The sequence below is a fragment of the Neobacillus jeddahensis genome (genome assembly GCF_000612625.1).
In the GTDB taxonomy this organism is placed as follows: domain Bacteria; phylum Bacillota; class Bacilli; order Bacillales; family Cytobacillaceae; genus Neobacillus; species Neobacillus jeddahensis.
The window spans coordinates 1-23346 of record NZ_CCAS010000016.1; the positions used below are offsets into that span (position 1 = coordinate 1).

A 23346-nucleotide genomic window follows, 5' to 3' on the forward strand; every position below is an offset into this window, starting at 1 on the left:
CAGCACTCTGAGTGCTGTTCTTCATTTAATTGGTAAGACATACAATAACACACAAAAGAAATGAGCAATACTTCCAACCATTACAAAGAGATGCCATACCGCATGGTGATACTTGAAAGCCCGCCAAACATAAAAGATCGCTCCCAGTGTATAGGCACCGCCGCCGATGACTAGGTACATCAACCCTTCTGGCGAAAGATTTTCAAGTAAAGGGTTCCAGGCTAAAACAATTAACCATCCCATGATGACATAGAGAATGGTTGAACTAAATAAATACTTTTTTACAAAAAAACATTTAAATACGGTACCAGCAATAGCGAGACCCCAAACGACGCCGAAGAGTGACCAACCCAATGTCCCTTTAATGACGATTAATAAAAAAGGCGTATAGGTCCCCGCAATAAAAAAATAAATGGAGGAATGATCTAAAATCTCAAACACATCCTTGGCCTTTCCTTCAGGTAAACTGTGGAGCAAGGTGGAGGACATATAAAGGATGAACATAGTAATACCGAAAATCGAGAAGCTAACGACATGCAAAATTGACCCATAAAGGGATGCATAAACAATTAAAATAACTAAGGCAGAAATGCTAAGTAATGCTCCAATTCCATGTGTAATCGAATTAGCTATTTCCTCCTGTTTAGAAAAAGTATGTGTTGCTGCCAATGATAAGACTCCTTTCTATACTTACTACTCCACGCAGGGAGAGTTTCAAATAAATTCACATCTATTTAATCAAAATAACATGTTCATAGATCCTAGACAATGGACACTTATCATATGAAAAATGACAGAAACGGAAAATAATTTCCCACCGAACCTTTCTTAAACTATTAATTAAACCTTAATAGTTTGTTCATATTTGTCCAATACAATGTAAATAGGTTCTCGGAAGAACCTTAAACCTCCGCCCCCTTTTATATAGATTTGTTTAACTGCCCGGTTATGTAGCCGGGTAATTTTTTTGTCTACATATCCATTTTTTCTTTTCAAAACACTTTTCTTTAATCGTAAGTATACATTTCTAAAACCCTGTCAATAACAATATCAACTAAGTGTAACTGAGAGGGTGTTAGTAATGAAGGGAATCTATTTTATTAATGAGAGGATCAGTTTTGAAGGTTTTTCGAAAGAAGAAAGTATACAAATGCAAGAACAAGCCATTAAGAACTTTCTATCTGTTCAAAACATACAAGTAGTCACGCTTAATCCGCACCAATTGAATGAATATTATAGCATTCCACATGCCCTACTCTATGATCTAAAAAAAGAAAACAGCCAGTTTGACTGTTTAGTCTATTATTCACTTCCAGCTATTGCTGATTTTATTTATACCTATCCCGCAAAATGGCTTATCTTAAAAAGCTTTTTTAAAGAAATCATCAATGTCGATAAATCATCCGACTTTACTATTCAACAAGTTATTTAATCAAGTTTTATTAGCTGTCCTTCTGTAGATTATCACCAAGTTTAGGAAGAAAATAATGAGCACATAACAACCATATATCCCAATCGAATAAAGTTTATTACTGCTAAAAAGTGAACCAGCATAAGATAGGATTAGAATGTTAGGAATTTTCCCAAGCGTTGATGCCACGAAAAAAATGATCCATTTCACACCGCTCAATCCACAAATAATATTCACAATAGGAGCCGGAATAATAGGGATAAGGCGGCACGTTAAAATTGCCACAAACGAATTACGGTTTAGAAACTCCTCGTACTCCGTTATTTTCGGGTATTTTGCTAATTTCTCTACTGCAAAATCCCGAAATCCATATCTGCTTAAAAAGAAAAAGGCCATTGTCCCGACGATAGCGCCCGCTAACGAAATAAACACCGCTAAGGTAGCACCAAAGACCGCTCCGATTACCCCTGCTAATACAGGAAAAGGAATAATCGGAAAAAATACACATATCGCTACCATTAACATACTAATCAAAATGGATAAATTTCCGCCTTGCTTAATCATTTCTAGCAAATCATCCTTCTGCAAGAAACCAAGAATAATAATGACTAGTAAAATACCAACGCTACTCATTCTTTTAATCATCTGATTATCCTTCCTCGTCATACCTGACGCTTTTTCTCCTACAATTTATTCAGAATTGTTTGTCTTAATAGTAAAGTAATCCCTTGCTGATTTACAAGCTTAAAGACCTTGATAACTTCACAAACATGTAATAGGAATGTAGAAATATTGTAACAAAGCTACCATGCACTTCATCTGGTTAAAATTATAATTAACCTATAGAAATCGTTTTTATGGTTAAAAATAAAACAGAATTTGGTGATAAATATGCAAGGTATTGGTAAAGGACATCCACATTCAATGGGACATCCACATTCAATGGGACATCCACATGGAGCAGGAATGAAAATTGATTATGATATGAATCCGTTTATTGTCATTTGGGAAGTAACACGAGCATGTCAGCTTAAATGCGTTCACTGCCGCGCTGATGCTCAACTCACAAAAGATCCAAGAGAATTAACACACGAAGAAGGCATTAATCTAATTGATCAAATTTACGAAATGGATAATCCTATGCTCGTCTTTACCGGCGGGGATTGTATGATGAGAGAAGATCTTTATCAGCTTGCTGATTATGCAATCAAAAAGGGAATGCGCGTTTCCATGACACCTAGCGCAACGGACAATGTGACCAAGGAGAAAATGAAACTCTTTAAGGACGTCGGTTTATCACGCTGGGGCTTCAGTTTAGATGGACCAACCCCTGAGATTCATGACCATTTCCGCGGAACCCCAGGTTCATTTGATTTAACGGTAGAAAAAATTAAATACTTAAATGAATTAGATATGCCGTTACAAATCAATACGGTCATCTCACGCTATAACTATGATTCGCTTGAACAAATGTCCAAACTAGTCGGAGAACTTGGGGCTGTTATGTGGTATATTTTCTTACTTGTACCAACTGGCCGTGGTCAAATGGATGCTTGTATCTCTCCAGCTGAACATGAAAAGGTATTCCGCTGGTTGTACGATTTAAGTAAGACCGCACCATACGATATTAAAACAACCGCAGCACAGCATTATCGTCGAGTCGTCCTACAACAAAAACAGCGGGATCATTTAATTGAAAAAGGAGAACTTCATTACGAAGACACCATTACAACTGATTTCGCTTCCATGCATGATGGCTTAAAACGTGCTCCAAAAGGGGTTAATGATGGAAATGGTTTTGCCTTCGTCTCCCACACTGGTGACGTCATGCCTAGTGGTTTATTGCCAATTGTTGGCGGGAATATCCGTGATACGCCACTTGCTGAAATTTATCGGGAAGCCAAGGTCTTTAAGGAACTTCGCCAGCCTGACAATTATAAAGGCAAATGCGGCGTTTGCGAGTATAACAAAATTTGTGGTGGTTCCCGTTCAAGAACCTTTGCCGTTACAGGGGACTATTTGGAAAGTGAACCATTCTGTGTGTATATTCCACAAGCCATGCGGAATAAAGAGTCTACAACAACTATATAATTTAGAGGAGGCATTTCATCTTAAGGGAATGCCTCCTTCTTTATTCAATTAACCCTGTATCCTCGATTTGAACTTTTGTTTGAACTTTAAAGGCAATCGTTGGATAAATCTGTTTCCATTGTTCCCAATCATCATTATTGAAGTGCCTAGAACGGTACCGCAATCCAAATCCAATCGGATCTAGATTCGCTTTTTGAATTTTAACAAGTATATTTTTAACTTCCTTACTGATTGATTTTTCGGCGGCTCTCTCAAAATCAGATAATTTTTCTTTTGGGACCCGCTTTGTAGTTTCCTCCAAATTCCCCTCAACTGATACATTTACCTTAATAAAGGGTGCTTTTCCTTTAGGCGTTACTATTTTATATTTCGTATTTACCTTATGGGTATCAATAACGATCGTCGTTTTTCCTCTGGTAATCTTATTTGAACTTTTCTCCTCACGTCTTCTAAGAAAATTTAATATTTTTGTCTCTTCTGGTGGTAGTGTCAATATCATATGACTTTTATTAAATAAACCAACCTTATTTATTTCAAAAAAACCCTTTTTGGCATCTATTATAGGAAGGACTGGGTCTATTCCTCTTTCAATTAACCTGTATTTCATGTCGAATAGGAATTCTGACATCACATAAGGGCTCTCCGAACCATCCTTTCCTAATGAAAGGAACAAGGCATTTGATGGAATACGCTCTGACTTAGGTTTTACTTTTAAGACCTTGAGAGCACTAGGACGACCAATGGCTACCCAAGAGATTTTTTGGATATCTCTTCTGCGGGCAAACCAATAATAAATACCGGCATTCCCCTTTTCTCTAACCAATTCCTCACTGAGGACGATGGCTTTAGCATGACTGAAATCAATCTCTTTATCCACCTTTGTTTTAATCATTCTAACTGCTTCTGACATGGAATTTGCCTTTTCCGAAATAATTTGGAATTCAGTTGGAGTTTCTTTTGAAGCATTTGAGACTGCGAACTTTAAGCTAACCAAATAACGTTTACTATTCGTTTTATCCAGATCCACTCCGATACTAACCACAAAATATCGCTTATCAATATCTTTAAAACCACAACTTGTTAACAAAAGGACGGACATAACCACAATCATCAAATACTTCCATTTGTTTAAGAAGTTCAAGCAGCCCGCCTCCTAGCCCAGAAGAAAAATATACAGACCACGAGAAGTTCAAAGCCTAAACGTCCAATCAACCAGTACACAGTTATTTTATTTAACAGCAGTGCGTTCAGATAAATAACACCGATAACAGAGAAAACACCAAAGAAGCTAAGCACGATCCAATTCTTTTTCATATTGACCTTTCCCCTAAAGGTTCCTTTTAATAATTCTAAAGCCACATGCCAATGAATCGAGATACTCATAAGGGATATACTCATATAGAACATAAGAAATAGGAAGATAACACGTTCAATCGGACTATAGACTAATCGAAGTGAATCTGCTGTTGTGATCCATGGATAAAGCAGTTCCTGAGCCCCATCTGAACCATGGAACCCAATTGGGATAAAGAATGTAGTAAATAAATTGAACACCCCTAAAACTGTAATAATAAAGAAATTCCATAATTTTAATTTCCCTTTTATGACTCTATTAAAGATAATTAAGTTTGTATAACCTGAAAAGCAGTAGGTTGCCGCAGCAATCGCTTTTAAACTAGGCCACGCCCATATATGCGTGCCTACCTCTAGCATCGAATCCCAACTAAGATACTCATTTGAGAATGCCTTAAAAATAATAAAGGCAATTAAGGGAGTATTGAGGAAAAGGATAATTTCTAAAAGATACATAACCCTATCTGTCGGCATCTGAATAATTAGAAATAATGCAGCTAAAAAAATGGTTAGTAGCAGTAGCTTAGGCATCTCGGGGTTAATAAATCGAGTTAAAATATCAATAAAACTTATCAATGTAATTAGCCCTGCTGTGAACCATACCAGTTGAATGCCAACTAAATGTACTACTCCGAACCAGTGATGCTTAAGTAGACTTATTATCTCTGGAAGACCTTGTTGCGGAAACTTAGTGAGAGTAGTGCTAAAAAGGTAGTTTAAAGCAATGCCAATGGGAATGGCGATTAACACCCCCATTACAGCTCCATCATAACGATATTCAATTAAAATCTTCGGTACAAAAATAATGACATTAATGAGCATATTCAGTAACACTAAATATAAAAAGTAACGATTCATAGCCCACCCCCTCCTAATAATTTCACAATTTCTTACTCGGTTTACTTTGAATCAGGGTAAGGAATGGCTGTCCAAAGCTATCTAGTTTCACCATATAGGCCACCAGCAGCAAAAATCCAAACACGACACCAACTAAACCAAAGATGGTTCCCAAGACTAAGACAAAATATTTCATAATTCTTAGTGTAAAACTGAAAGCGTTGATGGGAACAACAAAGTTTGAAATGGCCACTGAAGATGTAATGATAATCATAATATTACTGACAAGTCCTGCCTCCGTTGCTGCTTGTCCAAGGATTAACCCTCCTACTGTTGTTGCCGTTGGTCCAATTGCTTTTGGCAGCCGAATACTTGCTTCAGTCAGCATTTCCATCATAAACAGCATTAGCAATACCTCTATAAATGATGGATATGGGACACTTGTCCGACTTCCAGCGATATTTAACGCTAATTGAACCCTAAATAACTCGGGATTATAACTGGTTACTGCCACATAAAGTCCTGGGAGAACTAGGCTAGTCATAAAACCGATATACCGTAAAACCAGTAAAAATTTTGCCACCCAATAGGTTTGATAAATATCTTCCATCGACGACATAAAATCCTTCATGACAGTTGGAAGGACAACCGCAAATGGAGACCCACTGACAAGTAAAATAATCTTTCCAGCAGCGATATTCACTACCACCCTATCAGGTCTTTCCGTCACAAGCATTACGGGTATGAGTGCCCGGTTGCTTTTTTTTATGATATCTAACAATTGTTCCCCTGTTTGAAACATTTCAATGTCAATGGATGATAAAAATTGCTTTATTTTATGTAATGTTTGTATGTCGGCAACCTTACGATCATGAATTATCATGACTTTCGTTTTTGAAATGGTCCCAACTGTTGTTGATTCCACTTCTAGTGTGTTTTGAGGATATCTCTGCCTAATAAGTCCGATGTTCGTCGGTAAACTTTCACTGAACCCTGATTGTGGGCCTTGAATGGTTGTTTCAACAGTTGTATCCAAAACCGAGTTATTTCGATCAACCTTACTATCCAACAGGAAAATATGGTCCTGATAAAACAGAATGGCATCCCCTCTAATTAATTCATCAAGAGCACCATCCTCTTTTTCAAACATTTTTATAGTAGGCAGCGATTGAAGATAATCTAAAAACTGGTCAGGATTAGCTATTTCGAAAAAAGGGATAATCAAATTATCTTTAATAACCATTCCATCACTGACTGTTTTAATATAGAGTATTTCAATGTATTTTTCTTTTGTATGGAGTTCTTTATAAACAACATCTTCAGACGGCAGAATTTTATTTCTCAAGCTTTCTTTGATTATTTGAACTTTGTTTGATGGCATTTTTCTACCTCTCATTGAACTTCTTTCTACATAATGTCCCGCTATGATTGGCATTTTATTCTAAAAAGTAGTTCCCCGTATCGATTGAACTTCTTTAAAAATTCATTCCGTTCGTGTTTGTTTATTTTATTTTGCCAATCGATTATAGTGGATAGAGAAGAATGACAATAAGGAGATTTTATGATTAGAATAATTGCAGTGGATAATAATTTTGATGTGTTAAACAACGTTGAGATTGCAGAGGTGGTCAACGGGGATTTTCGTTGGTACTGGATTGATTTTCACCAGCCAAGCAAGGAAGAAATAGACTTTCTTAGAAGCCCTCTTTCTTTCCATCCTTTAGCAATAGAAGATTGCGTGAACCATTTGCAACGTCCGAAGCTGGATTACTACGAGGGCTATACATTTTTTGTTACACAAGCACTTAATGAACTATCAATGTCTAGAGAAGAGATTAATTTCTTTCTTGGTGAGAATTATATCGTCACTTTTCATCATCAACCATCAAGCGTAATCGATGAAGTATGGGAAAGATTAACCGTGTCAAAAACTATTGAAAAGTGGGATCCCTCGCATATTCTTTACTTTGTCCTTGATCAAATGGTCGATCATTATTTCCCACATGTATATCAAATTGAAGATATGCTATCTGAAATTGATGAGAATTCAAAAGGAAGATCGATGGAAACATTGCTAGATGATTTATTTGGCACGAGACATCGCCTACTTTCTTTACGGCATACGATTACCCCGATGCGTGATCTGTTATATAGAATATTAAACTCTCAACGGGAAACTTACATTCAAGGAAAACATGAGTACTTTTCTGATATCCATGACCATCTATTAAAATTAACGGAAATGGTTGAGGCGAATCGTGAATTAACGACTGACATTCGAGATAGCTATATTTCACTCAATTCCCATCAAACGAATCATGTAATGAAGGTATTAACGGTTATCACTACGATTTTCATGCCCATTACCTTCATCGCAGGTTTATATGGTATGAATTTTCACTATATGCCTGAATTAAGCTGGAAATATGGGTACTTTGGCTCTTTATTCCTAATGGTCATCGTTACAGTCGCTATGTCATTATGGTTTAAGAAAAAAGGATGGTTTAAATAGGCACATAAAAATACAGGCAGCAGGACTAGTGAATCTAATCATGCTACCTGTTCTTTTTTACTATCGTTACTCCCACTCTTGATAGTCAACGGTCCCACCCGTTAAGTCGATCGTATTTCGCTCGCCTTTATAAAAGGTCTTCCCATCTTTTTTAAAGATTAAATTATCATACGTATATACCTTTTGTCCGTTCGGTAAATGAATAACAACCTTTTCCCCTAAATCCTCTGATGGTGCTTCTATTTCGATCGTACTCTGATAGTAGTAGCGAAAAACAAAGAAACTTAACGATAGAATCATGCAAGCTACAATGAAAAGAAATAGACCTCTCCAAGAAAATTGCTTCGCCTTTTGGTTATATAGTTCTACTCTGGTCAACCTTTTCTCCTCCGTTTGTACAAATGTGATTCACAACCACAATTTTTAAAATAATTAGAATAGTTCCATTTATGCCCACATATATCACTTTTAAACCCTCAACACCCATTAACATATGCGTAAGGACGTAAAAAGTTGACCAATATCTTATTTTTTCACATGGGAATTTTGATTTTATGTATAATAGTAACGAATGAAAATTCAGAAAGGGGGACCATCAATGGTTCATATAAAAACAGATGAAACGGTTAAATTAATTGCAGACTTAGTGTCCATTCCGAGTCCATCCGGTAATACAAATGAGGTCATCACTTTCGTCGAAAAATTTTTAGCTGAGCTCCAAATTAAATCAGTCAGAAACCGAAAAGGTGGTTTAATTGCAACATTAGAAGGAAAAAACACAAGTAAACATCGGATGTTAACGGCCCATGTTGATACACTCGGCGCAATGGTAAAGGAAATTAAGTCAAATGGGAGATTAAAGATTGATTTGATTGGAGGATTTAAATACAACTCCATTGAAGGAGAATACTGCCAAATTGAAACAAGCAGTGCTAAGAAATTCACAGGGACAATTTTAATGCACCAAACCTCCGTCCATGTCTATAAGGATGCTGGAAAAGCAGAACGGAATCAGGAAAATATAGAAATTCGAATCGATGAAAAAGTACATAATGCCGAAGAAGTTCGAGCACTTGGGATTGAAGTGGGCGATTTTGTTTCATTTGACCCGCGTGTGGAAGTAACGACAAGTGGCTACATTAAATCAAGACATTTGGATGATAAAGCTAGCGTTGCCATCTTGCTTCAATTAATGAAGCAAATTAAAGCAGAAAATATTACTTTACCTTATACCACACATTTTTTAATTTCCAATAATGAAGAAATTGGTTATGGTGGTAACTCGAATATCACGCCTGAAACGGTTGAATATTTAGCAGTGGATATGGGAGCGATGGGTGATGGTCAATCCACTGATGAATACACCGTTTCCATTTGTGTCAAAGATGCGAGCGGTCCCTATCACTATGGATTACGTAAACAATTAGTCCAACTTGCCGAAGAAAATAATATCGATTATAAACTAGATATTTATCCATTCTATGGCTCCGATGCCTCAGCTGCGATCCGCTCCGGTCATGATATTGTTCACGGCCTAATTGGTCCTGGAATTGATTCATCACACGCTTTCGAACGGACACACCAAGCATCAATAGAACATACCGCAAAACTTTTATATCATTACGTCCAGTCAGACATGGTTTTATAAGAAAGGTAAAAGCCTTCCAGCGTTGAATTAAATGGGTTAGCAACGTAAAATGTTCGTACTAGAACAATCCGGAGAAAAAAGGTACAATAAACGGGAAGTCGAATGAATTAAGATTAGGAGATGTAACAAATGTTCTCTAATATAGGTGTTCCAGGATTAATTTTGATTCTAATAGTAGCCTTAGTTATCTTCGGCCCGAGTAAACTACCTGAAATTGGCCGTGCTGCTGGAAAAACAATACGTGAATTTAAAAAGGCAACTGAGGGAATTGCAGATGATTTAAAGGAAGAATTTAAAGACGATTTAAAAGACGATTTAAAAGAAGCCAAAAAAGTTGATTTAAAAAAATAAAGTAGTGTTTCATGCATCCCCTCAAATAGGGGGATGCATTTTTTAATAAGACTTTTTATCGTTTCGATTTTTCCGCAAATGCCTGGAATTGATTCATTAATTTCTTTCTCGATTTTGGATTGCGAAGTAAATATGCTGCTCCTAAGCCAATAGTCGTCATCATTAAACCTTTTCGCTTCATGGAAACCCCCTCCTAAAACTTGCTTACTACTTAAATGTTCCCTTTGCTGCCTCATTTAAAACTCGAAAATATTGACAAAACATATGGTGATTAAGTCCCTATTTACTATGGAATAATAATCATCCGAAGCATAAAAAAAAGTCAATCCTAGTCTGGAACTGACTTTTTTTATGCGACTTAGTTACTTCTTTAATTTCTCTTTCATCTGTTGATTATGCTGTTTAGTTTGTTCTAACAATTGATTCAGCAGGGTTGCCACTTGTTTATTATCCTTTTTCTCTACTGCCAGCTTTAATTCACGATAGGTCTTCCAATGTCCCATCTTTTTCTCGCCATGCAACTTGTTTATAAACTCTTCTTTGGTGATCTTGCCTTCATCTAATTGTTTCTTTAATTCCTGCATTGTCGCCATTTTTTCTTTTTTCCATTGTTCACGTTTGGCAGCATTTTCAGGGCTCATCCATTGGCCGCGAAGATTTTTCTTTTCCTCAAGAACTTTTGTCCATTCTTCCTTTTTGTCAGGAGTATATTGATTAACCCAAGCGAGAAGCTGCTTCTCTCTTTCAGCCATCATAGCCTGCCAATCTTTATGCATCATATGATGGCGACCGCCTTCATGACAATCACATGGTTTTTCCTCATGGTCGACAGGTATATTCATATTTGCTGCTGCAAAATTTGGCACCATGACTAATAGTGCAAAAGTAAGAAATAACATTTTTAGCTTCATAACGATCTCCTTCCATTCCTTTGAAATATGTTGCTTTTTTCAGCACGAAATTATCATGCCCAGTTTGTCAAAAAAAATTTACCATTTCGACAAATATTTAGTCAAAAACCTATTGTGATGTCAATTTATTTATCGTATTCTATGAATATAGAAGATATGTGAATGATTTCACATAAAAGAAAAGAGCATTTGCTCTAATTTTTTAAAATATTATTGTGAATTGATTCACAATTTAATTTAAAAAATATAAAAGGGGATTGGAGTGGAAGTTTTATGAATAAGCCAAAAATTGTTATCTTAGGTGCCGGATACGGTGGAATTATGACCAGTAAGAGTCTTGAGAAGTTATTAAAATCTGGGGAAGCAGATGTTACCCTCATAAACAAACATGAATATCATTATCTTTCAACACAGCTTCATAAAACAGGAGTTGGAACAGCAGCAGATCGCCAAATTGCCATGTCCATTCCAGAACTAATCAATCCAAGCAAAACTCATTTTGTCAAAGCTGCCGTATCCTCAGTAGATATTAATACGCAAGAGGTTCATCTAGAAGGCGGCGAGAGCATTAGCTATGATTATTTATTAATCGCGCTTGGCTTTGAGGTAGAAACGTACGGTACTCCTGGGATTAAAGAAAATGCCTTCGAAATTCGCAGTTTTAGAACTTCAAAAGCAATTTATCACCAAATCAATAAACAATTAAACCTATATAAGCAAGATCAAGATCCTTCTCGTCTAACCTTTGTTGTAGCTGGTGGCGGATTTACCGGCGTTGAAATGCTTGGCGAATTAGCTGACGGTCTTCCAAACTTATGTAAAGAGCACAATGTTCCATTTGAAAAAGTTAAAATTGTTGCCATTGAGGCTGCACCATCTGTGATTCCATTTTTTCCAAAGCAGTCCATTCAATATACAACTGAGGTACTTGAAAAGCTAAATGTCGAATTGATTACGGGGAAGAAAATTCTCGAATGTACACCTGAAAAAGTGGTACTTGAAAATAATATAGAAGTTCGCACACGGACACTCATTTGGTCATGTGGTGTAAAAGGAAACACAATTGTTCATAATTGGGGCTTACCAATTGTGAGAGGAAAAATAGCAGTTGAGGCTGATCTTCGTGTAAAAAACATGAAAAACGTTTTTAGCATTGGCGACTGCTCTATCTTCATGAAGGATGAAAAGAATGCTTTAGCGCCGACTGCACAGGTCGCCCTCCAACAAGCACCTGTTTGTGCGAAAAATATTGTCGCTGCACTACGTGGAGAATCCTTAACAGCATTTGAATATCATCACAAAGGTTCTGTAGCATCGATCGGACTGAAAGCTGGTGTAGGTAAAGTAGGGAATGTACGCTTATCTGGTCTTATTGGGGCCTTTATGAAACTCGTTATTGAGGCTCGCTACCTCTTTAATCTAGGTGGCCCAGCACTGATCATTAAACAACATTTTGGTGTAAACCGTGAACCGCTTAAAGTAACAGCAAAACAATAACATCACCTTGCTTATTTCCCTAGCAGTAGGACATCCCTCCCCCTACTTGCTATTTGTATAAATATATTGCTATAAACTTATGTCTTAAATCCCCCAATTTAAGACGAAACCCCCATTCCATATAGGGATGGGGGTTTTCATGCTGACTTATAAAGAAGTGAAACCTACTTACACTAGGGAGATTGAAATCTACCTTTAAAGTCAAAATCATGCTAAGCTATTCCTGCTTATCAGGGATAGCTTGTCTTTTTAATAAACATCCTTTTTCGTAAAGGCAATAAAAGAAACCACTAAAGCAGCAATCCACCAAATAATTAAGACCATCATGGAAAATGAAAGATTCATTCCTTCAATAGGAGGAGCGGTTCCTTTCATATAATCAGTTAATCGTAAATTCACCATAAAAAAGTATTTAGCTGATTCCCATGAGGACACCATATTATTTAGAATGGCTCCTGAAATGAGAGCGGCTAGCATCACGCCCATTCCTGCAGCCGTACTACGAATTAAAACTGACAGCATGAAGGACAACGTACCTACGACAATTGCCACAAACCATACAAGCCCAAAATCCATCAATAAGAACTTCCATTGGCTTAATAACTTTACTTCAGAGGTATTTAATCCAGTATCTGTCACATTAAAGCCTGTTAATATTGGCGCTCCCCAGCCTTTGTATCCAAACACTACTCCTGATATCAAATAGGAAAGGACTCCCGCTATTGCTATGATTAAAGAAATGGCTAAGCAAAGGGTAATATATTTACTTAAGAGAACCTTCCACCTTTTCACCGGTCTCGTCAACAATAGTTTAATTGAACCAAGACTATGCTCAGAGGAAACCAAATCACTTGCGATGACCATAACCATTAAAGGAATAAATAAATCGATTGAGCTTTCCAAAAAGATTCGGATGAAAGTTGGTGCACCTGGTTCTGATGGATTAATATCATGGTCGAGATAATATTGTTGCTGCTGCAGTGAAATTTGCAGTTGCTTTTTCCATTCATCTGAAATTCGACTACTACTTAATCGATTCGTTGTATCAACAATTTGCTGTTGTAATGTCGTCCGCCAATCACTTGTCCCTAATTTTTCACGTTGTGTTTCAACTTGTTTATATTGTGCATATGTAAATAGAATTACCAAAACTCCTATGATCAGGGCAATAACGACAAGTCGCTTTTTAGCAATTAGCTTCATCATTTCATTTTGTATAAGTCTATTCAATGGTGTCACCACCTGTCAATTCAAGGAATAAATCTTCAAGCACTGGCATTTTCCGATAGATTTCGGTAACAGATACACCAGCTTTGACCAATTGTTTATTCCATTCTGGTGTTTTCTGCTCATCAAATTCCGTCAACAGCGTTCCATCTTCCATTTCTTCAATGGACGTGAAGGAACTAAGAACTTGCTTACCTTTTTCTAATGGAGATATACGCCAGACTACTCGCTCACGATTGGCTAACAGCTGTTGAACGGTATCAATCCGAACAATTGTCCCCCTAGAGATAATTGCCACACGATCACATAATAATTGAATTTCACTCAATAAATGACTCGAAACAAGGACACTTAGGCCTTCCTCTTCAGCAAGAAATCGGATAAATTGCCGCATTTCCCGAATTCCCGCAGGGTCTAATCCATTTGTTGGTTCATCTAGAATTAACACCTTGGGTCTACCTAATAAGGCTTGGGCAATTCCTAATCGTTGTCTCATCCCCAATGAGTAAGTTTTCACCTTGTCATGAATGCGGTCAGAAAGACCAACTAGCTCCGTAACCTCTTTGATCCGCTCTTCCCCAATTCCGTCAATCATGCGAGCGAAATGTAACAAATTGTTATAACCAGATAAATATGGATACAATTCTGGATTTTCAACAATGCATCCAAGGTTATTCATCGCCTCTTGAAATTGCTCTTCGACGTTGTAGTCACAAATGCGAATGCTGCCTGCCGTTGGCTTTATTAGTCCTACCAACATACGGATCGTTGTCGTCTTCCCTGCGCCATTGGGTCCTAAGAAACCAAATACTTCCCCTTCGCGTAAATCAAACGTTAAACCCTTAATAATTTCTCGTTTACCAATGACTTTTTTTAAATTTTTGACCGCTAATGTAATTTTTTTCTCCATCTATATCCTCTCCTTACCAGGTGAGCAATGAGGCCACCCGTTCAGCAATTAACCGGTACCCTTTAGAATTCGGATGAAACTTGTCAGAATAAAGGTAATCATTTACTTTTAACTCAAATAAGTCAAAGGTTGGCACAAACACAATTTTGGGATAGGCGGCACTAATTTCTGCACTGTCATAATTCCAGTGACGGACCACCTTCGACATTTCTTTTCCTTGGTCTAACTCAATAAATGGATTATACAAACCAATGAAAAATACATTGGCATTACTATTATTCTTACGAATTTGATCAAAAATAAATTTTAGATTGTCTAGATAATCTTTTTCAATTGCAGCAATATCCTCTGTAGCAAAATCTTCTAATCCTTGCCCGCCACGAAACAAATCATTACCGCCAATAGTTACTAACACCAAATCAGCCTTTTTAATTTGCCTGCCGACCTCCGTTTGTTGAACTTGTTTCCGCAATTGATCGGATCTTTGACCATTTATTCCAAGGTTTGTCAGTTGAACAGGACGCTTTGTCTTTTCCTTGATTTCATCCATCAAGACACCGACATACCCTTTTCCTGTCTCATCACCTGTACCTCTCGTTAATGAATCACCTAAGGCTACAATCGTTATTCCTTTTTTGTTTTCAATCTTCTCGTTTACAAGCTTGGTAGTCGGAACTTTCTCTGGTTGCCCTGCATAATATTCACCAACTGCCCATCCCAGTCCGAGTAGCCAGATGAGGCAAAATAATGCGGCAACGACAGTGATGGAACGAATGGTATTCTTGTTCATGAACAACATCCTTTCTGGCCTTTTCTATTATTTAATCATAGTTAACTGGCAAATCAAACTTTCAATGACCTGTCTTGGCGATAATTTCATAAAGGTTCAATAAATGTTAACTTTTTCAAATAAATCCTTCCGTATGAAATGGTGAAATGAATTCTAGTAGTTAAATCCCCACATACCTCATATGAATCAATTTCATAACCAGCAGAACTATTCTTCACAAAAAAGCCGATCTCCCCTCAAGGAAATCGGCTTTAAGTGATTCTATTCTTCTAAATTACCCATTGGGCCAAAGAACTCAAAGTGAATTCTGTCATCATTTACTCCTAAAGCTTTTAATGAACGATTCATTGCTTTCATAAATGGAACTGGTCCACAGAAATAAAATTCTCCCTCTTCAATGGAAGTTCTTTCTTTTAACCATTCAGTAGTGATATACCCTTCCACATCAAAACGGTCATTTACACGATCCTCTTCTGTAGGTGAATCATAAAAGAAAAAGGATTGAACATGATCAAGTCTTGATAATTCTTCTACTTCATCTCTAAGTGCATGAACATTCCCATTTGCTGCCGCATGAACAAAGGTAACCTTACGACCTGGTTGAATGTCTACAACTGTTTTTAACATACTCATCATCGGTGTTAAACCAACCCCACCACTTAACAAAACAAGCGGGTTATTTTTCTTCGTATCCAGTACAAAATCACCGGCAGGAGCACTTATTTTCACAATATCTCCTTCATTTAAACCATCATGTAAATAATTTGATACAATTCCATCCGGATTCATCGGCTGAGCTTCTCGTTTTACACTGATTCGGTAATAATCTTTCCCAGGGGCATCTGAGAGACTATATTGACGAATATGTGTGAATTTCTCCCCCTCAATTTCCAGTTTTATACTAATATACTGCCCAGGGATAAAACCTGCGATTGTCCCGTTATCTTCAGGCTTAAGGTAGAAGGATGTAATAACATCACTTTCGATCACTTTTCGATCAACGATAAAATTACGGAAGCCATTCCAACCTCCCTCTTGATTTGTTGCTTCGTCATACATTTCTGCTTCCACGCTGATGAAAGCATCAGCAATCATGTTATAGGCTTGGGCCCAGGCATCAATAATTTCATCCGTTGCAGCATCACCTAATACCTCTTTAATCGCTAGTAAGAGATGCTTTCCAACGATTGGGTAATGCTCGGGCTTTATGCCAAGACTTCTATGTTTATGGGCAATTTGTTTTACGACCGGAAGTATGGCTTCAAGCTGATCTATATACATCGCCGCAGCATAAACGGTTCCTGCAAGTGCTTTTTGTTGTCTACCTTGTTTCTGATTAGCATGGTTAAATATATTTAATAGCTCAGGATGGTTACCAAACATTAGCTGATAAAAGCGAGTGGTAATCTTTTCTCCGTGTTCTTCAAGAACGGGTACAGTTGATTTAATGATGTCAATTGTGTGTTGATTTAACAAACTAAACACTCCTTATGATGTTTTTTACTATGAACATAGTGTTTATTATATGGAATTAAACACAGCAAATAAGTGATTCAAATCACACTTCACTATAATTTGCTCCCTTTTCTCGGACATATCCGGCAATCGTCACAAAATGTTCAATTTTACACATGACAAATATAACTAGTTGATAGGATGACATTCTTGTATCGTTAAACCTAGTTAATGAAGATTATGCCCAGGGTGTTGTTATTGAAGTTCCTTTGAAGTTGGCATAATCAGTGAATGTACTGGAGGAAGAGAATAATGACTAGAGGAAAAATTGCCTGGATCACTGATACGACTGCTTCGCTAAGTAAGGAATTTATTGAGAAGCATGATATACATGTCATTCCCCTGCACGTTGTGATTAATGATGAATTCTACAAGGAAACGATCGATATTTCCGCACAGGAATTTTATGATCGAATGGAAAAAGAAGAAGGTAAATTTCAATCTTCTCAACCTTCTATTAACGACTTTGTCGAGCTCTATCAAAAGTTAAAGAAAGATTATGACTTTGGTATAGCGATTCATGCCTCTAGTACTCTAACAGGAACCTATCAATCATCTGTTTGTGCGGCAGAAATGGAAGATTTTAAACTATTTGCGATAGATTCACAAACTGGTTCCTATCCTCTCTCCTTTTTAATTCAACGAGGACTTGATCTCGTAAATCAGGGAATAGAAGCCGAAGAAGTGGTAACACAATTAAAGGCATTACGTGAGCACACTCGTTTGTATTTGGTTCCATCCAATTTGGATCAACTGCACAAAAGCGGTCGTGTATCTGGTAGTCAAAAAATATTAGCCTCACTTTTTAATATTAAGCCGATTCTAGCGATTGAAGATGGAGCGGCACAGATTAAGGAAAAGGTCAGGACTGAGAAGAAGGCACTAGCATGGCTTGTTGCAAAATTAAAAGAAGACCTCGAAACTAAAATAGTAAAAAAAGTTGCCATAGTACATGCTAATGATTTAGAAAAAGCCATCAGTTTTGAAAAATGTTTGAAGGAAGCACTCCCTGAATTAGACACAGAAATATTAATGCTCATAACAGTTGCAGGTGTTCATACTGGTGTTGGGACACTTGGATTGTCGTGGGTTTGTGAATAAAAACTTGCTTTTTTAAAAGGAGTATCATAAAAGGTGCATGAGAGACTCATGTGCCTTTTATCGTTTTTTATTAAACGACAAAAATTGTTATAATATGGTACTATCAAAATATAATTAGTCTATGAACAAAACTACTAATTAAATCATAGGAATGGATTTGAAAAGATGAAGAAAAAGAGGACAATGTTACGTTTAATTGCTTTCTTAGTGGTAATAGGTTTGATTTATGTTGGGATATTACAATATAAAATCAGTCAGTATAGTGATGAAACACCTTCTAAGAATGCTGATTACTTAATTGTTCTTGGGGCAGGGGTTAGAGGGACTATTCCTTCATTGGCGCTTGCCAGCAGAATAAATGCTGCTGGGGCGTACTTAAAGAATAATGAGAACACTGTAGTGATTGCTTCTGGGGGAAAAGGACCTGGCGAAGAAATTTCTGAAGCGGAAGCCATAAAAAGAGAACTCGTCAAGCAAGGAATTAGCGAGTCTCGTATCATAATGGAGGATCGATCCACTGATACATATGAAAATATTGAGTTCTCGAAAGAGTTAATTCCTGGTGATGCTAGCGAAGGACTTGTCGTAACAAATAAATTTCATCTCTATCGTGCCCTGTCAATTGCCCATGACCATAACTTGGAGGTTAAGGGAATTCCAGCAGAGACTCCATGGAAGGCAGTTTTAAAATCGTACACACGTGAATACTTAGCCATTACCAAATATTATTTAAAGCACTTTTTTTAGACTGATAAAAAAGGAAAACTCGACTAAAATGGTCGAGTTTTCCTTTTTATTTTTGCATAGATACAAGTATCGCGCAGATCTACTCCATCGACAGACAAACTATCATTTTTCAATATCCCTTCTAATGTAAAGCCCAACCTCTCGGGAATGGCACGACTTTTGCTATTTACTTGATCACAACGAATCTCCACTCGTTTTGCCTTTAATTCAGTAAAAGCAAATTCCGTAATGGCTTCAGTCGCTTCCGTCATATAGCCCTTCCCGCTTAAACGAGAATCTATCCAATAGCCAATTTCAAACTTGGGCACATCCCAATTAATTCGGTGTAAACCAGAGGAACCGATGAATCCCCCGGTTTCTCTATTAAATAGATGAAATCTTAGATCCTCTCTCGTTAAAAACTTCGCATGGGCATTCCGCATATTGGCCTCAACATCTTGCTCTGTTTGCTCGTTTAGAGCCCAAGACATCCAAAGCTTTAGTTCTGGTAATGATGCCTGCATTGCATCATATACTGACTTCCCATCCCCGGGCATTGGCTTTCGAATAAATAATCTTTTCGTATAAAATTCTTCTGGAAAATCAATTAAGATCGGCTTCATCTATTTTCATACCCTCCTCCGTCTCTTTAGGATTCGCTAGAAAATACGTTAAATCCTTTTTAATCTGGGGAATATGAAAAGCTCTCCCAAAACGGAAGAGCCCACTCAATTACTTATTTTTAGTATGCTTTTGCCCAATAAACCATTTTATCAGCTTCTTGTCCACAGCATACACACTTGTCTGAAACCTGTTCTTGCTCGAATGGCATACATCTAGATGTTGCACCTGTATCTTCTTTAATTTTTTCCTCACAGGCTAATTCACCGCACCACATTGCCTTAATAAAGCCTGGTTTAGCTTCTAGCGTTTCTTTTAGCTCAGCAAGTGTTAATGCAACTGAGGTTCTTTGCTCACGATGATTCAATGCTTTATTATATAAGTTTGATTGAATTTCATCTAATAATTCAACAATCTTCGTTTCTAATTGATCCAAAGGAACGAACACTTTCTCTAATGTGTCACGTCTTACTAAAACCACTTGCTTGTTCTCAATATCCTTTGGACCTACTTCAAGACGCACTGGAATACCTTTCATTTCATACTCATTAAACTTCCAGCCTGGCTTTTTATCGCTAGCATCAATATCCACACGTGCAACATTTCCAAGTGACTTTTTCAAATCATAAGCAAAATCAAGAACGCCTTCTTTATGTTGGGCAATTGGAACAATCATCACTTGAGTTGGTGCAGCTTTAGGTGGAATTACAAGACCGCGGTCATCCCCGTGAACCATGATCAGTGCTCCAATAATTCTTGTCGTAAAGCCCCATGAAGTTTGGTGTACGTATTGTAATTTTCCTTCTTTATCTGTGTACTGAATATTAAAAGCCTCAGCAAATCCCGTACCAAAATGGTGAGATGTCCCAGACTGTAATGCTTTTCCATCATGCATTAAACTCTCAATTGTGAACGTCGCTTTTGCACCTGCAAACTTCTCTTTTTCCGTTTTTTGTCCCTTTACCACTGGAATTGCAAGAATTTCCTCACAAATAGCTGCATAAACATTTAGCATTTTAATGGTCTCTTCCATAGCATCTTCATCGGTAGCATGGGCTGTGTGACCTTCTTGCCATAAAAATTCTAATGTTCTTAAGAATGGACGTGTTGTTTTTTCCCAGCGGACAACATTCGCCCATTGGTTATACAGCTTTGGTAAATCTCGATAAGAATGGATGATATTACTGTAATGCTCGCAAAATAAAACTTCTGATGTTGGGCGTACCACCAATCTTTCTGCTAATGGTTCAGAACCACCATGTGTCACCCATGCCACTTCTGGTGCAAAACCTTCAACATGATCTTTTTCTTTTTGCAATAAGCTTTCAGGGATAAACAATGGCATATATACATTTTCATGTCCTGTTTCTTTAATGCGACGGTCCAGTTCATTCTTAATATTATCCCATAAAGCATATCCGTATGGGCGAATAATCATGGAACCACGAACACTTGAATAATCAATTAAATCTGCTTTCGTTACAACATCTGTATACCACTGAGCGAAATCCTCGTCCATACTAGTAACGTCTTTTACAAATTCTTTAGCCATCTTGACACCTCATTAATTTTTTATAAGAAAGAGCTTAACGGTCGCTTCCGATTTTCCACACAAAAAGACCCTGATCCTCAAAAAGGGACCAAGGCCTGGCGGTACCACCCTAAATTCATAAAGCAATAGCTTTAAACTCTCTCCATGATAACGGATTTTATCCGCTTGTATCTTCAAAAAATGATCCGATACAGAACTCGGAGGCAGGTTCAACTGAACGTCTTAAGAAACCTCACACCTTTGGCTCCCTCTCTTGGTAAGACAATTTCAATCTAATAGTCCTCGTCATCGTTTCAATAGTGTTTTTGAAAATTATATATTTCCCAATCATAAAAGTCAAATCTAATTATAGAAAGCTTACATTTACTACTAAAAAAGGGGTGAGACCTCTTTCACGATTACGATCTATCAGGTAAAATGTCATAAAAGATACAAAAGGGGTGGAATCATGTCAGAAAAGGATTTAGATGTAGTCGAACAAGAAGAAGCTGAAAAAAAATTATTACTCGAATACATCAGATTACAGAATGAAGCAATGAAAAGAATTTATAAAAATACACTGGATAAAGAAAAAAAGGATTAGTCCCATCTCCGGAAAAACCAACACAATATTTTCCCTTCAAAAAGATTCATAAAACGTTCATATTAGTCACTTAATATACAAATTCCAACTCTATTTTAGCATTTATAATACTCTTATGTTGTTTATTCAAATTGACACATAAGAGGAGACCAAACATGACAATTTTTTCGATTATTTCAGCAGCCATTGTTGCTCTTGGCACAGGCTATTCCATTTACCTTGTATACCGCAATAAAACCAAGCTGACCAATACCCCAGGTATTTTACTTAGTATGGTGATTGCTGTCATCACCGGATTACTTACTGGGAGTATCGTCGGAATTACATCTGGTGAAACCTTTCTTGTTGTAGGCGTTACGATGATCATTGGATTCATTGTTGGCTTCTTAGCAGGTCACCCGGTCGGGATTTTGGCCATCTTGATGGGTTCCATTTCTGGATTAATTGGTGGTATCAATGGCGCCCTGCTTGGACTTTTCCTTCAATTCATTAATCCAACTATTTTACTTGGCATATTATTAGGTTTTTATATTGTTATTATTGGTTTTGTTATGGTTTATATCCATGTTGCAACCAATAGTAAGTCATCGATTAATACCGAAGAGCTCTCACCTTTTGCCATTATTGCTGGTGGTATTGTCCTCGTAACCTTATTTTTATTTTTCTATAGCAGTGATATGGTGAAGATTCCTGGTCAAACTGATTCCACACAACCACAGACTACTCAGGAATCGAGCAAACAGGAAGTTTCAAAAACCGAAGTGGATGTGACGAAGGAAACCACCCCCTCAGTTAAAATGCTGGTCACGGCAAAAGGATATTCTCCAAACGTCATACGGGTTAAAAAAGGGATTCCCGTGGAGCTAGACATTGAAAATCCACTTGAGAATAATAGCTGTTTATCGACCTTTATGATTCCTGATTTTAATATTAACAATGTAGAGTTAAAGGTAGGGACCACAAAACTTTCCTTTACGCCTGACAAAACAGGTGAATATATTTTCAGCTGTGGCATGCAAATGTTTAAAGGAACCATTATTGTTGAATAACAAAAGAGGCAAACCAAATAGGTTTGCCTCTTTATATTAGATTGCTTGTCCATCTAGGTCATTACTCTGACCATTTTTTCGCTTCTTTTCAGCTCGGAGAACTTTAATGGATAAATAAATACCCGTACCTGTTAACACCATCATTGCTAGAGCGACCAGGTCAATGAGCCATTTAATATTGGTATTGCCAATTCTCCCTTCATGAAGCCCACGGATTGTAGTCATGACAGAATTCTGCCCCATCGCAGCCCCTGCTCGAGGTCCACCTGCTATATTCCGATTACCACCGAATCCAGATCGACCTTGAAATTGTCCGTTTTCAGCTGAACCCGCTTGTCCTTGTGACTGACCTGAATCTGATGGTACTCCTTGTCCACTTTGTCCTTGATTGAATTGACCACGATTAAATTGGCCTTGTTGGAAATTCCCTCCAAACTGTTCAATTTGTGATTGTTGCCCAATGAGCCATGGCTCATTCATCAGTAATCCTGTTAAGGACTCTATGAAGATAAAAATTGATGCCACTAATCCAATCCATAAATGTGCTCTTCTCGTTTTCTTCATTCTATTTAACTCCCTTCACAATCTAGCTGCACGTGTGTGCTATTTAAAAGAATAAACACATTATGAAGGGACATCCTTAAGATTTACTTAACAAAAA

25 protein-coding genes and 1 other annotated feature are annotated in these 23346 nt (G+C 37.3%); of the genes, 10 read left to right on the forward strand and 15 right to left on the reverse strand.

The window, feature by feature from the left end; all coding sequences use genetic code 11:
- Positions 1–21: 21 nt before the first annotated feature.
- Entirely contained in the window at positions 22–669 is a 648-nt protein-coding gene (gene trhA / locus TY15_RS09535; RefSeq protein ID WP_040209591.1) for a PAQR family membrane homeostasis protein TrhA, read from the reverse strand.
- Positions 670–1081: 412 nt separating this feature from the next.
- On the opposite strand from trhA, the gene TY15_RS09540 reads away from it, so the two are divergent.
- A complete protein-coding gene (locus tag TY15_RS09540; protein WP_040209593.1) occupies positions 1082–1432 on the forward strand; it encodes a hypothetical protein in 351 nt (116 codons plus the stop codon).
- Here TY15_RS09540 and TY15_RS09545 read toward each other — a convergent pair whose 3' ends face one another.
- Positions 1433–2056, reverse strand: a complete 624-nt coding sequence (locus TY15_RS09545; RefSeq protein WP_040209709.1) for a TVP38/TMEM64 family protein — start codon at positions 2054–2056, stop codon at positions 1433–1435.
- Between the two features lie 279 nt (positions 2057–2335).
- Between TY15_RS09545 and TY15_RS09550 the strand changes: the two genes are divergently transcribed.
- Entirely contained in the window at positions 2336–3502 is a 1167-nt protein-coding gene (locus TY15_RS09550) for a TIGR04053 family radical SAM/SPASM domain-containing protein (protein ID WP_042374373.1), read from the forward strand.
- A gap of 40 nt (positions 3503–3542) precedes the next feature.
- Here the strand turns inward: TY15_RS09550 and TY15_RS09555 are convergent, their stop codons facing one another.
- Genes TY15_RS09555 through TY15_RS09565 form a run of 3 tightly spaced genes read right to left on the reverse strand, consistent with a single transcriptional unit; the run spans position 3543 to position 7073 of the window.
- Entirely contained in the window at positions 3543–4643 is a 1101-nt protein-coding gene (locus TY15_RS09555) for a Ger(x)C family spore germination protein (protein WP_096911912.1), read from the reverse strand.
- Entirely contained in the window at positions 4640–5713 is a 1074-nt protein-coding gene (locus TY15_RS09560; protein ID WP_040209594.1) for a GerAB/ArcD/ProY family transporter, read from the reverse strand. Before TY15_RS09560 ends, TY15_RS09555 begins: the two co-directional genes overlap by 4 nt.
- Before the next feature lie 22 nt (positions 5714–5735).
- Positions 5736–7073, reverse strand: a complete 1338-nt coding sequence (locus TY15_RS09565) for a spore germination protein (protein ID WP_052353739.1) — start codon at positions 7071–7073, stop codon at positions 5736–5738.
- Positions 7074–7253: 180 nt separating this feature from the next.
- Between TY15_RS09565 and corA the strand changes: the two genes are divergently transcribed.
- Positions 7254–8204, forward strand: a complete 951-nt coding sequence (gene corA, locus TY15_RS09570) for a magnesium/cobalt transporter CorA (RefSeq protein WP_040209596.1) — start codon at positions 7254–7256, stop codon at positions 8202–8204.
- 66 nt (positions 8205–8270) lie between these two features.
- Here the strand turns inward: corA and TY15_RS09575 are convergent, their stop codons facing one another.
- Positions 8271–8582 (reverse strand): hypothetical protein, encoded by a 312-nt coding sequence (locus TY15_RS09575; protein ID WP_040209598.1) that lies wholly within the window; start codon positions 8580–8582, stop codon positions 8271–8273.
- A gap of 220 nt (positions 8583–8802) precedes the next feature.
- Here TY15_RS09575 and TY15_RS09580 point away from each other — a divergent pair, with 220 nt between their 5' ends.
- Together TY15_RS09580 and TY15_RS09585 are read left to right on the forward strand one after the other, a co-directional pair.
- Positions 8803–9852 (forward strand): M42 family metallopeptidase, encoded by a 1050-nt coding sequence (locus TY15_RS09580; RefSeq protein ID WP_040209600.1) that lies wholly within the window; start codon positions 8803–8805, stop codon positions 9850–9852.
- Positions 9853–9981: 129 nt separating this feature from the next.
- The gene (locus TY15_RS09585; protein ID WP_040209601.1) at positions 9982–10203 is read left to right on the forward strand and encodes a twin-arginine translocase TatA/TatE family subunit; all 222 of its coding nucleotides are present in this window, start codon (positions 9982–9984) and stop codon (positions 10201–10203) included.
- 55 nt (positions 10204–10258) lie between these two features.
- Here the strand turns inward: TY15_RS09585 and TY15_RS25125 are convergent, their stop codons facing one another.
- Positions 10259–10384 (reverse strand): hypothetical protein, encoded by a 126-nt coding sequence (locus TY15_RS25125; protein ID WP_257000309.1) that lies wholly within the window; start codon positions 10382–10384, stop codon positions 10259–10261.
- Positions 10385–10565: 181 nt separating this feature from the next.
- Positions 10566–11114 (reverse strand): hypothetical protein, encoded by a 549-nt coding sequence (locus tag TY15_RS23135; RefSeq protein WP_052353740.1) that lies wholly within the window; start codon positions 11112–11114, stop codon positions 10566–10568.
- Between the two features lie 273 nt (positions 11115–11387).
- On the opposite strand from TY15_RS23135, the gene TY15_RS09595 reads away from it, so the two are divergent.
- Positions 11388–12611, forward strand: coding sequence for an NAD(P)/FAD-dependent oxidoreductase (locus TY15_RS09595; RefSeq protein WP_040209602.1), 1224 nt, complete (start codon positions 11388–11390; stop codon positions 12609–12611).
- 249 nt (positions 12612–12860) lie between these two features.
- On the opposite strand, the gene TY15_RS09600 is transcribed toward TY15_RS09595, so the two are convergent.
- From TY15_RS09600 to hmpA, 4 genes are all read right to left on the reverse strand, one after another.
- Positions 12861–13841, reverse strand: coding sequence for an ABC transporter permease (locus tag TY15_RS09600; RefSeq protein ID WP_040209603.1), 981 nt, complete (start codon positions 13839–13841; stop codon positions 12861–12863).
- A complete protein-coding gene (locus tag TY15_RS09605) occupies positions 13834–14748 on the reverse strand; it encodes an ABC transporter ATP-binding protein (RefSeq protein WP_040209605.1) in 915 nt (304 codons plus the stop codon). Before TY15_RS09605 ends, TY15_RS09600 begins: the two co-directional genes overlap by 8 nt.
- A gap of 13 nt (positions 14749–14761) precedes the next feature.
- The gene (locus tag TY15_RS09610) at positions 14762–15538 is read right to left on the reverse strand and encodes an SGNH/GDSL hydrolase family protein (RefSeq protein ID WP_040209606.1); all 777 of its coding nucleotides are present in this window, start codon (positions 15536–15538) and stop codon (positions 14762–14764) included.
- Positions 15539–15799: 261 nt separating this feature from the next.
- A complete protein-coding gene (gene hmpA, locus TY15_RS09615) occupies positions 15800–17014 on the reverse strand; it encodes an NO-inducible flavohemoprotein (protein ID WP_081799374.1) in 1215 nt (404 codons plus the stop codon).
- Positions 17015–17305: 291 nt separating this feature from the next.
- On the opposite strand from hmpA, the gene TY15_RS09620 reads away from it, so the two are divergent.
- Both TY15_RS09620 and TY15_RS09625 read left to right on the forward strand, forming a co-directional pair.
- Positions 17306–18154 carry a DegV family protein gene (locus tag TY15_RS09620; protein WP_040209609.1) on the forward strand — a complete coding sequence of 283 codons (849 nt, stop codon included), beginning with the start codon at positions 17306–17308 and terminating at the stop codon, positions 18152–18154.
- A 165-nt stretch (positions 18155–18319) separates the two neighbouring features.
- The gene (locus TY15_RS09625; RefSeq protein WP_040209610.1) at positions 18320–18901 is read left to right on the forward strand and encodes a YdcF family protein; all 582 of its coding nucleotides are present in this window, start codon (positions 18320–18322) and stop codon (positions 18899–18901) included.
- Between the two features lie 23 nt (positions 18902–18924).
- Here the strand turns inward: TY15_RS09625 and TY15_RS09630 are convergent, their stop codons facing one another.
- Positions 18925–19503, reverse strand: a complete 579-nt coding sequence (locus TY15_RS09630; protein ID WP_040209611.1) for a GNAT family N-acetyltransferase — start codon at positions 19501–19503, stop codon at positions 18925–18927.
- A gap of 119 nt (positions 19504–19622) precedes the next feature.
- The gene (proS, locus tag TY15_RS09635; RefSeq protein WP_040209612.1) at positions 19623–21053 is read right to left on the reverse strand and encodes a proline--tRNA ligase; all 1431 of its coding nucleotides are present in this window, start codon (positions 21051–21053) and stop codon (positions 19623–19625) included.
- An 80-nt stretch (positions 21054–21133) separates the two neighbouring features.
- Positions 21134–21351 (reverse strand) — a binding site (T-box leader).
- 150 nt (positions 21352–21501) lie between these two features.
- Here proS and TY15_RS25130 point away from each other — a divergent pair.
- Together TY15_RS25130 and TY15_RS23140 are read left to right on the forward strand one after the other, a co-directional pair.
- Positions 21502–21636: a hypothetical protein gene (locus TY15_RS25130; RefSeq protein WP_257000310.1), complete on the forward strand. Its 135-nt coding sequence runs from the start codon at positions 21502–21504 to the stop codon at positions 21634–21636.
- Between the two features lie 155 nt (positions 21637–21791).
- Complete coding sequence (locus TY15_RS23140; protein ID WP_052353741.1) at positions 21792–22685, forward strand: cupredoxin domain-containing protein; 894 nt, start codon at positions 21792–21794, stop codon at positions 22683–22685.
- Positions 22686–22721: 36 nt separating this feature from the next.
- Here the strand turns inward: TY15_RS23140 and TY15_RS09645 are convergent, their stop codons facing one another.
- Positions 22722–23249 carry a PepSY-associated TM helix domain-containing protein gene (locus TY15_RS09645; RefSeq protein WP_042374368.1) on the reverse strand — a complete coding sequence of 176 codons (528 nt, stop codon included), beginning with the start codon at positions 23247–23249 and terminating at the stop codon, positions 22722–22724.
- Positions 23250–23346 lie beyond the last annotated feature (97 nt).